The organism is Micromonospora maritima, from assembly GCF_902825405.1.
Lineage (GTDB): Bacteria > Actinomycetota > Actinomycetes > Mycobacteriales > Micromonosporaceae > Micromonospora > Micromonospora maritima.
In genome coordinates this window covers 1-13,152 of record NZ_CADEAU010000119.1, presented here as the reverse complement: position 1 = coordinate 13,152, position 13,152 = coordinate 1, and the positions used below count along the sequence as shown (strand labels likewise).

13 protein-coding genes and 2 pseudogenes are annotated in these 13,152 nt (G+C 72.9%); 3 read left to right on the top strand and 12 right to left on the bottom strand.

Features of this window, described 5'->3' with window-relative positions; genetic code table 11:
• Window positions 1-165 (bottom strand): annotated as a pseudogene (locus tag HUW36_RS13785) (amidase); the annotation flags it as partial.
• Between the two features lie 206 nt (window positions 166-371).
• On the opposite strand from HUW36_RS13785, the gene HUW36_RS13780 reads away from it, so the two are divergent.
• Window positions 372-1,304, top strand: a complete 933-nt coding sequence (locus tag HUW36_RS13780; RefSeq protein ID WP_174528526.1) for a poly(ethylene terephthalate) hydrolase family protein — start codon at window positions 372-374, stop codon at window positions 1,302-1,304.
• Between the two features lie 45 nt (window positions 1,305-1,349).
• Here the strand turns inward: HUW36_RS13780 and HUW36_RS13775 are convergent, their stop codons facing one another.
• From HUW36_RS13775 to HUW36_RS13725, 11 genes are read right to left on the bottom strand one after another with little or no spacing between them, the layout of a single operon-like run.
• Window positions 1,350-2,351, bottom strand: coding sequence for an amidohydrolase family protein (locus tag HUW36_RS13775; RefSeq protein WP_174528525.1), 1,002 nt, complete (start codon window positions 2,349-2,351; stop codon window positions 1,350-1,352).
• Window positions 2,351-2,875: a 3-hydroxyanthranilate 3,4-dioxygenase gene (locus tag HUW36_RS13770; protein WP_174528524.1), complete on the bottom strand. Its 525-nt coding sequence runs from the start codon at window positions 2,873-2,875 to the stop codon at window positions 2,351-2,353. The genes HUW36_RS13775 and HUW36_RS13770 overlap by 1 nt, the downstream gene beginning before the upstream one ends.
• The gene (locus HUW36_RS13765; protein WP_174528523.1) at window positions 2,868-3,293 is read right to left on the bottom strand and encodes a RidA family protein; all 426 of its coding nucleotides are present in this window, start codon (window positions 3,291-3,293) and stop codon (window positions 2,868-2,870) included. Before HUW36_RS13765 ends, HUW36_RS13770 begins: the two co-directional genes overlap by 8 nt.
• Window positions 3,290-4,063, bottom strand: a complete 774-nt coding sequence (locus tag HUW36_RS13760; protein WP_174528522.1) for a 2-keto-4-pentenoate hydratase — start codon at window positions 4,061-4,063, stop codon at window positions 3,290-3,292. Before HUW36_RS13760 ends, HUW36_RS13765 begins: the two co-directional genes overlap by 4 nt.
• Window positions 4,060-5,115 (bottom strand): 4-hydroxy-2-oxovalerate aldolase, encoded by a 1,056-nt coding sequence (dmpG, locus tag HUW36_RS13755; RefSeq protein WP_174528521.1) that lies wholly within the window; start codon window positions 5,113-5,115, stop codon window positions 4,060-4,062. Before dmpG ends, HUW36_RS13760 begins: the two co-directional genes overlap by 4 nt.
• The gene (locus HUW36_RS13750) at window positions 5,112-6,041 is read right to left on the bottom strand and encodes an acetaldehyde dehydrogenase (acetylating) (RefSeq protein WP_174528520.1); all 930 of its coding nucleotides are present in this window, start codon (window positions 6,039-6,041) and stop codon (window positions 5,112-5,114) included. Before HUW36_RS13750 ends, dmpG begins: the two co-directional genes overlap by 4 nt.
• Complete coding sequence (locus tag HUW36_RS13745) at window positions 6,038-6,835, bottom strand: 2-keto-4-pentenoate hydratase (RefSeq protein ID WP_174528519.1); 798 nt, start codon at window positions 6,833-6,835, stop codon at window positions 6,038-6,040. The genes HUW36_RS13750 and HUW36_RS13745 overlap by 4 nt, the downstream gene beginning before the upstream one ends.
• 53 nt (window positions 6,836-6,888) lie before the next feature.
• Window positions 6,889-8,370, bottom strand: coding sequence for a 2-hydroxymuconic semialdehyde dehydrogenase (locus tag HUW36_RS13740; RefSeq protein WP_174528527.1), 1,482 nt, complete (start codon window positions 8,368-8,370; stop codon window positions 6,889-6,891).
• Between the two features lie 20 nt (window positions 8,371-8,390).
• Entirely contained in the window at window positions 8,391-9,722 is a 1,332-nt protein-coding gene (locus tag HUW36_RS13735; RefSeq protein ID WP_174528518.1) for an FAD-dependent oxidoreductase, read from the bottom strand.
• Complete coding sequence (gene kynU / locus HUW36_RS13730; protein WP_174528517.1) at window positions 9,719-10,996, bottom strand: kynureninase; 1,278 nt, start codon at window positions 10,994-10,996, stop codon at window positions 9,719-9,721. Before kynU ends, HUW36_RS13735 begins: the two co-directional genes overlap by 4 nt.
• 14 nt (window positions 10,997-11,010) lie before the next feature.
• Entirely contained in the window at window positions 11,011-11,889 is an 879-nt protein-coding gene (locus HUW36_RS13725; protein WP_174528516.1) for a tryptophan 2,3-dioxygenase, read from the bottom strand.
• Between the two features lie 147 nt (window positions 11,890-12,036).
• Between HUW36_RS13725 and HUW36_RS13720 the strand changes: the two genes are divergently transcribed.
• Together HUW36_RS13720 and HUW36_RS13715 are read left to right on the top strand one after the other, a co-directional pair.
• Window positions 12,037-12,483 (top strand): Lrp/AsnC family transcriptional regulator, encoded by a 447-nt coding sequence (locus HUW36_RS13720; RefSeq protein WP_174528515.1) that lies wholly within the window; start codon window positions 12,037-12,039, stop codon window positions 12,481-12,483.
• Between the two features lie 111 nt (window positions 12,484-12,594).
• Window positions 12,595-13,065: pseudogene (locus HUW36_RS13715) on the top strand (hypothetical protein); the annotation flags it as partial.
• Window positions 13,066-13,152 lie beyond the last annotated feature (87 nt).

The following is a 13,152-nucleotide window of genomic DNA, read 5'->3' as shown; positions in this document are numbered from 1 at the left end:
CGCCGCCCGGGCGCGCTCGGCGGTGACCGTGACGAACGCGCCGACGCCGTCGGCGAGCGCGTCGACCCGGCGCAGGTGGTGGTCGACCAGTTCCACGCTGGACAGCTCGCCCCGTCGGATCGCGGCGGCCTGCTCCAGCGCGGTCAGGTCGTGCGGCTCGGCCATGCCGCCATCCTGCCCGTTGCGCGGTCGGACGGCCGGACGACACGACCGGGCGGCCCCGACCGGGGCGCGCGGCCCGCGTCATACGCCGCCGGCATGACCGGATCGGGATTGCCGGCCGCCGGCTCCGTACGCGCACCATGGGTTATCGATTCATGTTTGTCGATACCGTCCCGCACTCCGGCCGACCACCGCCCCAGGAGCATGCCGTGCACCCTGCGCCTCCCGCACCGACCCGTCCACGCCCGTTCCCGCGCGCCCTCCGTCCCCTGCTCGCACTCGCCCTCACCGCCGCCGGTCTTGCCGCCCTGCCGGCCGCACCGGCCGGGGCCCGCGACGGCGTCCCGGTCACGACCCTCGCGGCGAACCCCTACCAGCGGGGCCCGGCGCCGACGGTGGCCAGCATCGAGGCCACCCGAGGTCCGTTCGCCATCGCCCAGACCACGGTCCCCGCGTCCAGCGTGAGCGGCTTTCGGGGTGGCACGATCTACTATCCGACCAGCACCGCCGAGGGCACCTTCGGAGCGGTGGCCGTCTCCCCCGGCTTCACCGCCAGCCAGTCCTCGGTCGCCTGGCTCGGGCCCCGCCTGGCCTCCCAGGGCTTCGTGGTCGTCACCATCGACACGCTCTCCGTCTACGACCAGCCGGCCAGCCGGGGCACCCAACTCCTGGCCGCCCTGGACTACCTCACCAACACCAGCGCGGTGCGGACCCGGATCGACCGCAACCGGCTCGCCGTCATGGGGCACTCGATGGGCGGCGGCGGCAGCCTCTCCGCGGCCAACGCCCGACCGGCGCTCCAGGCAGCCATCCCGCTGACCGGCTGGCACACGGTGAAGAACTGGTCGTCGGTACGCGTGCCGACGCTCGTCGTGGGCGCGGAGAACGACTCGGTGGCCCCGGTGTCGTCGCACTCGGAGCCGTTCTACACCAGCCTGCCGGCAACGCTGGACAAGGCGTACCTGGAGCTGAACGGGGCGAGCCACTCCGCACCGACCTCGCCGAACGTCACCGTGGCGAAGTACAGCATCTCGTGGCTCAAGCGGTTCGTCGACGACGACACCCGCTACGAGCAGTTCCTCTGCCCGGCGCCCCGGGGCACCGCGATCGAGGAGTACCGGGACACCTGCCCGCACTCCTGAGCCCTTCCGGGTGCGTCTGCCGAGGACAGACGCACCCGGGTGTCGTCAACGGCCGAGGAAGCGCAGGGCGTTGCCGCCGAGCAGCGCGGCCCGCTGCGCGTCGGTGAGGAAGTCGGACCGGTGCACCACCTGCCCGGCCGGCCGCTCCCCCAGCGGGTACGGGTAGTCGCTGCCGAGCAGCACCCGCTCGGCGCCCATGGTGTCCACCAGCAGCCGCAGCGCGGCCGGCTCGAACACCACCGAGTCGACGTGGAACCGGTCGACGTAGGAGCTGGGCGGCGCGCTGGACGCCCCGCGTACCAGGTCGCCGCGGCGGTGCCAGGCGTTGTCGGCGCGGCCCAGCCAGAACGGGAAGCTGCCGCCGCCGTGCGCGAAGCAGATCCGCAGCGACTCCGGCACCCGGTCGAACACGCCGCCGAGGATCAGCGCCAGCACCGACAGGTGGGTCTCGGCGGGCATCCCGGTCAGCCAGCGGGCCATCCACCGGTCCAGCCGAGGGCCGCCGGGCATGTCCCACGGGTGCACGAACACCGGCGCGCCGACCTCGGCGCAGTGGGTCAGGAACTGCACGATGCCCGCGTCGTCCAGGTCCCGGTCGCCGACGTGGTTGCCGATCTCCACCCCGGCGTGCCCGGCCGCCAGGCAGCGGTCCAGCTCGGCGCAGGCCGCGTCCGGGTCCTGCAACGGCACCTGGCAGAACGGCATCAGCCGGTCGCCGCCGGCGGCGGTGACCTCCAGCGTGAGGTCGTTGAAGATCCGGGCCACCCTGACCGCCTGGTCGGCCGGGCGGTCGTAGCTGAAGAAGACCGGGGTGGGCGAGACCACCTGCACGTCGACGCCGTCGGCGGTCATGTCGGCCAGCCGGGTGGGCGCGTCCCAGCACGGCGCGCCGATCGGCCGGAACTCCGTCTCCCCCACCATGATCATGGCGGCGCGCTCGGAGTCCACCCGCAGCCAGGGCCAGCCGGACCCGCCGCACGCCGCGGCGAGGTCCGGCCACCCCTTCGGTACGACGTGCGTGTGCACGTCCACCACCGGCACCGGCATCAGCCCTTGCCCGGGTGCAGCGCGCCGCAGTTGTCGCAGGTGCGGGCCTTCTCGTCGGCGTAGAACGCGGCGAAGACCGGGGGCAGGTCGGCGGCGATGTCGCGCACCTGCAACTCCACCTCGTGCACCTTGTGGTGGCACTCGCCGCAGTACCACTGGAACTTCTCCAGCGTGCCCTCCTCGCGGACCCGCTCGATCACCATGCCGATCGAACCGGTCTCGGGGCGCTGCGGCGAGTGCGGGGTGTTGCGCGGCAGCATCCACATCTGACCCTCGCGCACGTGCACCGTACGCGGACCCTCCGAGGTCATCAGGTTGATGTGCATGTTGCCCTTGACCTGGTAGAAGAACTCCTCGTACGGGTCGACGTGGAAGTCGGTGCGCTGGTTCGGGCCACCCACCACCATGACGATGAAGTCGTCGCTGCCGGGCAGCATCTCCTTGTTGCCCACCGGCGGCTTGAGCAGGTGCTGGTTCTCCCCGATCCAGCCGGAGAAGCTGAACGGCTCGGCGATCTCACTCATGGGGACCTCCCGACGGAAGTAGGGCGACGGCCTGCATCTCGATCAGCAGGTGCGGGTGCGGAAGCTGGTGCACGGCCACCGTGGTCCGGGTCGGCCCGGTGGCGTCGAAGAACTCCGCCCACACCTCGTTGTAGCCACCGAAGTCGTTCATGTTGACCAGGTAGCTGGTGACCTGCACCAGATCACTCAGGTCGGCGCCGGCCGAGCGGAGCAGGTCACGGATGTTCTCCACCACCGCCCGGGTCTGCGCCCGGATGTCCAGGTCGGTGGTGCCGAACTCGTCCACCGACACCCCGGCGAACGTGTTGTCCGGCCGGCGCGACGACGTACCCGAGACGAAGACGAACCCGCCGGCCACCTTGACGTGCGGGAACGCGCCCCGCGGCACGGCCTTCCCGGCCACCACCCGGGCCGTCATGGCAGGGCCTTCAGGGAGGCGGACCCGAGCTTCTCCACAGTGGCGCGGACGTGCGCGCCGGGGCGCAGCGGCACCGCGGCGGTGGCCGCGCCGGCCAGGAACACCCAGCCCTTGCGCAGCCGGACACCGTGCCGGCCGGCCAGCCGCAGCCCCTCGTCGAGGGCGCGGCGCGGATCGCCGAGGATGGCCGCGGTCGAGCCGACCTGCGCGACCCGGCCGTCGATCTCCAGCAGCACGCCGAGGTTGTCCAGCCCGTCGGGCACCGGCGACCAGGGCCCGACCACGAACGCGGCGGCCGAGGTGTTGTCGGCGATGACGTCCGGCAGGGAGAAGCTGAAGTTCGCGTACCGCGAGTCGATCAGCTCGATCGCCGGGGCGACCGCGCGCACGGCCCGGGTGAACGAGCCGACCGGTTCGCCCGGTTCGGGCAGCCGGTCCAGCAGGAACGCCACCTCCGGCTCGACCCGGGGGTGGATGAAGTCGCCGACGTCGACGCCGCCGCCGTCGGGCACCCGCATCACGTCGGTCAACCGGCCCCAGATCACCTCGTCCACGCCGACCTGGGACATCTTGGCCTTGCTGGTCAGCCCCATCTTGAGCCCGACCAGCCGCTCACCCCGGTCGAGGCGGCGCTGCACCAGCGCGGTCTGCACCGCGTACGCGGCGTCCACGTCGAGGCCGGTCTCGGCGGCGAGCTGCGGGATCGCGGTGGCGGTGTCGGCCGCCGCGCCCAGCTTCTCGGCGATCCCGGTGATGTCCGGCCCGATCATGGGTTCTCCTTACCGGCCAGATCCAGTGCCACGTCCACGATCATGTCCTCCTGGCCGCCGACCATCCGGCGGCGGCCCAGCTCGACCAGGATCGAGCGGACGTCCACCCCGTACTTGGCCGAGGCCCGCTCGGCGTGGCGCAGGAAGCTGGAGTAGACGCCCGCGTACCCCAGGGAGAGCGTCTCCCGGTCCACCTGCACCGGCCGGTCCTGCAACGGGCGGACCAGGTCGTCGGCGGCGTCCATCAGCGCGAACACGTCGCAGCCGTGCTTCCAGCCGTGCAGCTCGGCGACCGCGACGAAGACCTCCAGCGGCGCGTTGCCCGCGCCGGCGCCCATGCCGGCGAGCGACGCGTCCACCCGGACGGTCCGTCCGGCCGGCGAGCCGAGCGGGCCGTCGCCGAGGATCCGGCCGTGCTCGACCGCCAGCACGCTGTTCGCCACGCCGAGGGAGAGGTTGTGGTGCGCGTGGATGCCGATCTCCGTCTCCGGCTCCAGCACCTGCCGGTACGCGTCCACCCGCTGCGCCACGTCGGACATCAGCAGCCGCCCGCCGGAGTCGGTGACGTAGACGCAGTGCGCGCCGTACGACTCCATCAGCTTGGCCTGCGCGGCCAGTCCGGCAGGGTCGTTGAGGTGGGACATCATCAGGAACCCGGAGACGTCCATGTCGTTCTCCCGGGCCCACGCGATGTGCTGGGCGGAGATGTCCGCCTCGGTGCAGTGCGTGGCGATCCGGACGCTGGTCACGCCGAGCGCCTTCGCCGCCCTCAGGTCGGCGATGGTGCCGATGCCCGGCAGCAGCAGCGTGGTGAGCCGCGCGGTGGTCAGCACCTCGGCGGCGGCGGCGATCCAGTCCGCGTCCGCGGCGGCGCCGTGCCCGTAGTTGACGCTGGAGCCGGCCAGGCCGTCGCCGTGCGCCACCTCGACCGCGGCCACGCCGGCCGCGTCGAGCGCGGCGGCGATGGTACGCACCTGGTCGACCGTGTAGCGGTGCCCGATGGCGTGCATGCCGTCGCGCAGCGTCACGTCCTGGATGTAGAGGTCGGTCATCGCGCACTCACCTCCCGCAGCGCCACCAGCCGCTCCGCGGTGCGCAGCGCGGCCGACGTCATGATGTCCAGGTTCCCGGCGTACGCGGGCAGGTAGTGCCCGGCGCCGGAGACCTCCAGGAACACCGACACCTGCAGGCCGGTGACGTGCCGGCCGAGCACCGGCGCGTACGTGTCCACGGCGTCGAACTGCACGTCCTGCTTGAGCCGGTAGCCGGGCACGTACTCCTGCACGGCCTTCACCATGTCGGCCACCGAGGCGGCGATCGCGCCCCGGTCGGCGTCGGCGTCCGGGCACAGGCAGTAGACCGTGTCGCGCATGAGCAGCGGCGGGTCGGCCGGGTTCAGCACGATGATGGCCTTGCCGCGTTCGGCGCCGCCGACCACCTCGATGGCGCGGGCGGTGGTCTCGGTGAACTCGTCGATGTTGGCCCGGGTGCCGGGCCCGGCCGACTTCGAGGCGATCGAGGCGACGATCTCGCCGTACGCGACCGGGGTGACCCGGCCGACCGCGTGCACGATCGGCACGGTGGCCTGGCCGCCGCAGGTGACCATGTTGACGTTCGGCTCGCCCAGGTGCTCGTCGAGGTTCACCGGCGGCACCACGTACGGGCCGATCGCGGCGGGCGTCAGGTCGACGACGGTGCGGCCGTGTGCCCGCAGCACCTCGTCGTGCCGCTTGTGCGCGCCGGCCGAGGTGGCGTCGAAGACGAGCTGGACGTCCGCGAACTCGGGCAGCGCCACGAGCCCGTCGACGCCATCGGCGGTGGTGGTCACGCCGAGCCGGCGGGCCCGGGCCAGGCCGTCCGAGGCCGGGTCGATGCCGGCCATCGCCACCATGCGCAGGCTCTCACTGAGCCGCAGCACCTTGATCATCAGGTCGGTGCCGATGTTGCCCGACCCGAGCACCGCCACTCCGACGCTCATGAGCTGGCCTCCTTCGAGAAACAGGTACGCACCGAGCCGAGCCCGGAGATGCGCGCCTCGTACGCGGCGCCGGGCGTGACCGCCACCATCGGGCCGAGCGCGCCGGATAGCACCACGTCACCGGCCTTGAGCGGGTCGCCCTCCCGGGCCATGGTCGCGGCCAGCCACTGCAACGCGTGCAGCGGGTTGCCGAGGCAGGCCGCGCCCGCGCCCACCGAGACCGGCTCACCGGCGTGCTCCAGCACCATCCCGCACAGCCGCAGGTCCACCTCGGCGAGCCGGCGGGGCGCGGTGCCGAGCACGAACAACCCGCTGGAGGCGTTGTCCGCCACCGTGTCCACGATGGAGATGTCCCAGTCCGCGATGCGCGAGTCGACGATCTCGATGGCCGGCAGCACGTGGTCCACCGCCCGGATCAGGTCGACCGAGGTGACCCGCTCGTCCGGCAGGTCCGCGCCGAGCACGAAGGCGATCTCCGCCTCCACCCGGGGCTGGAGCAGCCTGTCGATCGGCACCTCGACGCCGTCACCGACGGCCATGTCGTCGAAGAGCACTCCGAAGTCGGGCTGGAAGACGCCGAAGCTCTCCTGCACGGTCCGCGACGTCAGCCCGATCTTCGCGCCGACCCGGCGGTGCCCCTTGCCCAGCCGTTGCCGGGTGTAGACCTGCTGCACCTGGTACGCGGCCTCGACGTCCCCCTCGGGCAGCAACCGGCCGCGCAGCGGCGGGCAGGGCTTCCCCTCCTGCCGGGCCACCGCGAGTTCCCGGTTGGCGGCCTCGATGTCCACGGTCATGTCGGCTCCTCGCTCACTGTCCTCGGGACGCCGGCCATTCTCACCCATCGCGCTCATGTGAGATCCACGCAGACGTTCGTCAGCTCGGAGTAGAAGTCGAGCGAGTGCACGCCGCCCTCCCGACCGACGCCGGACGCCTTCACCCCGCCGAACGGGGTGCGCAGGTCGCGCAGGAACCAGGTGTTGACCCAGACGATGCCGGCGTCGAGCCGGACGCCGGCGCGGTGCGCCCGGCCCACGTCCCGGGTCCACACCGTCGCCGCCAGGCCGTAGGCGGTGCCGTTGGCCAGCGCGTACGCCTCGTTCTCGTCGTCGAAGGGCGCGACGTGCACCACCGGGCCGAAGATCTCCTCCTGGTTGGTCCGGGCGTCCGCCCCCAGGCCGGTGAGCACGGTCGGCTGCACGTACGCCCCACCGTCGCGGGCGTCGCCGAACCGGGGCGAGCCGCCGCCGGCGCGGAACTCGGCGCCCTCGGTGCGGGCCAGCGCGTAGTGGCCGAGCACCTTGTCCCGGTGACCGTGCGAGATCAGCGGCATGTTCACCGTCGCCTCGTCGGCCGGCCAGCCGTACGCCAGTTCGTCGGCGCGCTTGGCCAGCCGCGCGGTGAACTCCTCGAACACCGGCCGCTGCACGTAGATGCGTTCGGTGCACAGGCACACCTGGCCGCCGTTGGTGAAGCTGGACCGGACCGAACCGGCGACCGCCGCGTCCAGGTCGGCGTCGGCGAAGACCAGGCCGGCGTTCTTGCCGCCCAGTTCGAAGGAGACCGCCTTCACGCCGTCCGCGGCGGCCCGCATGATGGCGCTGCCGGTGGCCGACTCCCCGGTGAAGGTGATCGCGTCGACGCCGGGATGCCGGGTGAGGAACTCCCCGGCCGAGTCCGGGCCGAAGCCGTGCACCAGGTTGAACACCCCGTCGGGTACGCCGGCCGCGGCCATCACCTCGGCGAGCAGGGTGGCCGAGGCCGGGGTCTCCTCGCTGGGCTTGACCACCACCGCGTTGCCGCAGGCCAGGGCCGGGGCCACCTTCCAGGTGAGCAGCAGCAGCGGCAGGTTCCACGGCACGACGATCGCGACCACGCCGACCGGCTTGCGGACCGCGTAGTTGAGCGCCCGGCCGCCGGTCGGGGTGACCGTGGTGAACGACTCGGTCGGCGCGGTCGCCACGATCTCGGCGAACGCCCGGAAGTTGGCCGCGCCACGCGGGATGTCGAGCGTGCGGGCCTGCGAGATCGACTTGCCGGTGTCCGCCACCTCGGCCGCCACCAGGTCGTCGAAGCGCCGCTCCAGCTCGTCGGCGACGCGGCGCAGCACCTCGGCGCGCTCCCGCTCCCCCGTCCGGCCCCACGGGCCGCGCAGGGCCGACCGGGCCGCGGCGACCGCGTCGTCCACCGTCGACCGCGACGCCTCGACCACCTCGAACACCGGCTCGCCGGTGACCGGGCTGCGCTTGGTGAACCGGGTACCGGCGTCGACGAACTCGCCGCCGACGAAGTTGCGCAGCAGGCCGGGGCCGTCCGGCGCGTGCCCGGCCATCAGCCGGGGGTCCCAGAGCGTCATCGCCGCCTCCCCAGCGCCGCGCGGACCCCGCCGGCCAGCAGCGCCACCGCGCCGGCCGCGACCGCGCCGAGGACCGCGTACTGACGGCGCACCCGGCGGCGCACCTGCGCGTACGGCATGGTGGAGAAGGAGACCAGCTCGTACTGGGAGACGTAGCGGCCGGGCAGCACGCGTTCCAGCGCGTGCTCGACCGTCTTGCGGGTGCGGAACACCGGCGAGGCGACCTTGTCCCGCATCTCCACGAAGTTCGCCAGCGCCATCCGGGCGATCGCCTCCGCGTCGTCCTGGCGGCGGTGCTGGAACAGCGGCAGCGCGGCGGCCCACTCGTCGTCGCACTCGTCGAGGCAGCGGTCCAGCTCGACCACGTCCTCGAACGCGCAGTTCGCGCCCTGGCCGTAGAACGGCACGATGGCGTGCGCGGCGTCGCCGAGCAGGCCGACCCGGCCGGCCACCTGCCACGGCGTGCAGCGCACCGTGCCGAGCACGCCGACCGGGTTGTGCTGGTAGTCGTCGACCAGGTTCGGCGCGAGTGGGACCAGGTCGGGGTAGTGGTCGGCGAAGAACCGCTCGATCGCCGCCGGGCTGCTCAGCGACGCGAAGCTGCGGGTGCCGTGGGTGGGCCAGAACAACGTGCAGGTGAAGGAGCGGTCCGGGTTCGGCAGCGCGATCATCATCGAGGTGCCGCGCGGCCAGATGTGCAGCGCACCGGGGTCCAGCGCGAACTCCCCGCCGATCGGCGGGATGGTCAGCTCCTTGTAGCCGTAGTCGAGGAAGTCCAGGCTCTCGGTCAGGCCCCCGTACGCGAGCAGTTGCCCGCGCACGGCGGAGCCGGCGCCGTCGGCGCCGAGGACGACCGAGGCGGTGGTGGTGACCTTGCCCTGCGGGGTCTCGAACGTCATCTCGCCGCCGACCGGGTCCAGGCCGACCAGCCGGTGGTCGAACGCGACCCGCACGCCCGGCAGCGCGGTGGCGGCGTCGAGCAGCGCGTTGTTCAGCGCGCCCCGGCTGATCGAGTTGATCGCCCGGTCGCCGGAGACGCTGTACGACTGGAACTGCGGCTCGCCCTCGACCGGGTGGATCATCCGGCCGCGCATCGGCAGCGCGTCCGCCATCACCTGCTCGTCCAGTCCGATGCGGCGCAGCGCGTCCAGCCCGCGCTCGGAGAGCGCGAGGTTGATCGAGCGACCCCGCTCGACGGTCCCGGCGCGCGGGTCGGGCCGCCGCTCGTAGAGGGCCACCGGGTAGCCGCGCCGGGCCAGGAAACAGGCAAGCAGGCAGCCGGCCAGCCCGGCGCCGACCACCGCGACCTCGTCGCGTTCCGTGCTCATGAGGTGGTCTCCACGGTCGCGGCCAACGCGTCGGCGACGCGCCAGCAGTCGTGGTACGTGGAATAGAGCGGCACCGGGGCGAACCGGACCACGTCCGGTTCCCGGGCGTCGGCGATGACGCCGTGCTCGTGCCGCAGCCGCTTGGTCAGCTCGCCGGCGCTGCCGCTCCCGACCCGCACCGAGAGCTGGCAGCCGCGGCGGTCGGGGTCGCGCGGGGTGACCACGGTCAGCGGTCGGCCGGGCGTGACCTCGTCGAGCAGCTCCTCCAGCCAGCCGGTGAGCCGCCGGCTGCGCTCGCGCAGCGCCGGCATGCCGACGGCGTCGAACAGCTCCAGCGAGGTGCGCACCGGACCCATCGCGAAGATCGGCGGGTTGGAGATCTGCCACGCCTCGACGGTGGCCGGCGGCCGGGACACCGGGGTCATCTCGAACCGGGTGGCCGCCTCGGTGCTCCACCAGCCCTCGAACCTCGGCAGCGAGGGGTCGCCGTGGTGTCGCTCGTGGACGAAGACCCCGCCCAGGGCGCCCGGGCCGGAGTTCAGGTACTTGTACGAGCACCAGGCGGCGAAGTCCACGTCCCAGTCGTGCAGCGCCAGCGGCACGTTGCCGGCGGCGTGCGCCAGGTCCCAGCCGACGACCGCGCCGGCGGCCCGGCCGGCGGCGGTGATCACCGGGATGTCCATCAGCTCGCCGGTCAGGTAGTTGACGCCGCCGAGCAGCAGCAGCGCGACCGTGTGCCCCTCGCGGGCCAGGTAGTCCAGGACATCCTGGGTGTCCAACGTGTCGCTGCCGGGGCGGGGCCTGAGCCGCACCACGGTGTCGTCCGGGTCGAGGCCGTGGAAGCGGGCCTGGCTGCGCACCGCGTAGCTGTCCGACGGGAACGCGCTGTCCTCGATGACGATCTTCGTGCGCTCCCCCGCCGGGCGGTAGAAGCTGACCATCAGCAGGTGCAGGTTGACCGTGAGGGAGTTCATCACCACGGTCTCGGTGGGCAGCGCGCCGACCAGGCGCGCGGCCGGCGCGGTCAACAGCTCGTGGTACGGCAGCCAGGCCCGCTCCGCCTCCAGGTGCCCCTCCACGCCGAGCCGGCGCCAGGCGTCCAGGTCGGCGACGAGGTCGTCCCGGGTGGCCCGGGGTTGCAGGCCCAGCGAGTTGCCGGCGAGGTACGCCGCGTCGGGGTAGCGGCCGCCGTCGGCCGGCGGCACGTGGAACAGGTGGCGGTGGCCGGGGTCGGCGGCGTCGCGCCGGTGGGCTTCGCTCTCGGGGGTGTGCATGCTGTTCTCTCCGGTCACATAGCGGTACGGGCCGACCACAGCTCCGGGAAGACGACCCGGGCCATGCTGCGCTGCAACCATGCCAGGCCGGCCGAACCGCCGCTGCCGACCTTGGCGCCCATGGTGCGCTGCACCGCCTTGACGTGGTTCCAGCGCCAGTCGCCGAACTGCTCGGCCACCTCGGTCAGCGCGTCGCCGAGCAGGCGCAGGTGGTTGTCCGGCCCGCTGTCGGCGTAGACGCGTACCCAGGCCGCCTCGACGCCCGGGTGCGGCTCGTGCTCGGCCGCGACGTCCCGGTCCAGCAGCTCGTCGGGCAGGTCGAAGCCGCGGCGGGCGAGCAGCGCGACCACGTCGTCCCAGATGCTCGGGGTGGCCAGCGCGGCGGTCAGCTCGGCGTGCACGTCGGTCTGCCGGCGGAACGGACGGATCAGCGCCGGGTCCCGCAGGCCGAGCAGGAACTCCAGCTGGCGGTACATCGCGGACTGGAACCCGGAACCCTCACCGAGCCGGTCGCGGAACCGGTTGAAGTCGGCCGGCGTCATCCAGCGCAGCCCGTGCCACGCCGCGTTCAGCCCCTCCAGGTGCAGCGCGGCCCGCCGCAGCGGGGGCAGCGCCTCCCAGATCCGGTTGGCCCGCAGCTCGCGCTGGGCGTGCCGCAGCTCGTGGCAGGTCAGCTTGAAGTACAGCTCCATGATCTGGCTGACCATCAGGAAGGACATCTCGCCCGGATCGTCGCTGAGCGGCTGCTGGAGCCGGTGCAGCGTGCTCGCGTGCACGTACGCGTCGTAGGGCACGCGGTCGGCGAACTCCAGCGTCGGCTCGCCACCGTTGCGCGCCGCTCGGGCCGCCCGCTGCTGCGAGGTGGCCGGGCGCACCGCCGTCGTCTGTTCCACCGTCTTCTCCGTCCGTACGCGGGGTAGACGCAATGATCTCGCCGGTCCGGGCACGGATGGAATGCCTGTTCAACGGCGGTATGGTGGTCTGACCTCACGACCTGAAAGCATCTCGGGTCGCCTACTTAACGTAAGGAAGGTCGCCGCGTGGACGACATGGACTGGGCGCTGCTGCGCGAGCTCCAGGCCGACGCCCGGCTCTCCTACAGCGAGCTGTCCCGCCGGGTGCACCTGTCCCCGCCTGCGGTCGCGGAGCGGGTCCGGCGGCTGGAGGAGTCCGGGGTCATCACCGGCTACCACGCCCACGTGGACCTCAGCCGGGCCGGACGGACCGTGCTGGCCCTGATCCGGATGTCCTGTTACGGCTCGCGCTGCATCCTCAACGACCCCCGGGTGGCGCAGTGGCCGGAGATCATGGAGATCCACCGGATCACCGGTGACGCGTGCAGCTTCCTCAAGGTCGCGGCCGGGTCGATGGGCGAGTTCGAGGCGGTCATCGACCGGCTCGCCCCGTACGGCCAGCCGTCCAGCACGATGGTGCTCTCCACCCCGCTGGCCTGGCACCCGGTGGTGAAGGGCGGGGCCCCTGCTTGACGCTTCCGGTAGAGGCGGGGCCCCCTGTTAACACCCCCGCCGGCCGGGAACGCAGCCCCCGCTGCCCGTCAGCAGGATTCCGGTGCACCGTCGCACCGGGAGGGGGGAACCATGCGAGGGCTCCTGTCACACCGTGCGTTGTCGTCCGTCCTGGGCCTGGTCGGCCTGGTCGCGGCGTTCGTCCTGACCACCGCCGTGCCGGCCCGGGCCGGGGAGAGCGTGTTCATCGAGGTGACGCCGAACAGCGTCCAGGCCGGGTCCCGGGTGACCATCCGGGCCGGCTGCGACAACAGCAACAACCGGCAGGCCCAGGTCACCTCGGACGCCTTCGGCGGCCGGGTGATGCTGCGGCCGGACAACGGCTTCTTGACCGGCTCGGTCACGGTGCCCGGCAACAAGGCGCCCGGCGACTACCCGGTGAACCTCGACTGCTCCAACGGCAACACCGCCTCCACCATGCTCACCGTGCTCAACATGAGCCAGCCGAGCAAGGGCCCGGCGACCGGCGGCGGGGGCACCGCCGGCGGCGGCCGGGGCGCCGGCTCGCTGCTGCTGGTCGGCGGACTGGTGGCGGTGGCCGTGGTGAGCCGGGTCAGCACCGGGTCGTGGGTGGCCGCCAGCACCACCCGGTGCCGGGCGGCCAGGCGCGGCAGCACCGGGAGCAGCCCC

Excerpts from the sequence above, each read along its gene's own strand:
- HUW36_RS13750 (WP_174528520.1), bottom strand. The coding sequence starts at position 6,041 with ATGAGCGTCGGAGTGGCGGTGCTCGGGTCGGGCAACATCGGCACCGAC.
- HUW36_RS13760 (WP_174528522.1), bottom strand. The coding sequence starts at position 4,063 with ATGATCGGGCCGGACATCACCGGGATCGCCGAGAAGCTGGGCGCGGCG.
- HUW36_RS13770 (WP_174528524.1), bottom strand. The coding sequence starts at position 2,875 with ATGAGTGAGATCGCCGAGCCGTTCAGCTTCTCCGGCTGGATCGGGGAG.
- kynU (WP_174528517.1), bottom strand. The coding sequence starts at position 10,996 with ATGCACACCCCCGAGAGCGAAGCCCACCGGCGCGACGCCGCCGACCCC.
- HUW36_RS13740 (WP_174528527.1), bottom strand. The coding sequence starts at position 8,370 with ATGGCCGGGCACGCGCCGGACGGCCCCGGCCTGCTGCGCAACTTCGTC.
- HUW36_RS13735 (WP_174528518.1), bottom strand. The coding sequence starts at position 9,722 with ATGAGCACGGAACGCGACGAGGTCGCGGTGGTCGGCGCCGGGCTGGCC.
- HUW36_RS13775 (WP_174528525.1), bottom strand. The coding sequence starts at position 2,351 with ATGCCGGTGCCGGTGGTGGACGTGCACACGCACGTCGTACCGAAGGGG.
- HUW36_RS13765 (WP_174528523.1), bottom strand. The coding sequence starts at position 3,293 with ATGACGGCCCGGGTGGTGGCCGGGAAGGCCGTGCCGCGGGGCGCGTTC.
- HUW36_RS13745 (WP_174528519.1), bottom strand. The coding sequence starts at position 6,835 with ATGACCGTGGACATCGAGGCCGCCAACCGGGAACTCGCGGTGGCCCGG.
- dmpG (WP_174528521.1), bottom strand. The coding sequence starts at position 5,115 with ATGACCGACCTCTACATCCAGGACGTGACGCTGCGCGACGGCATGCAC.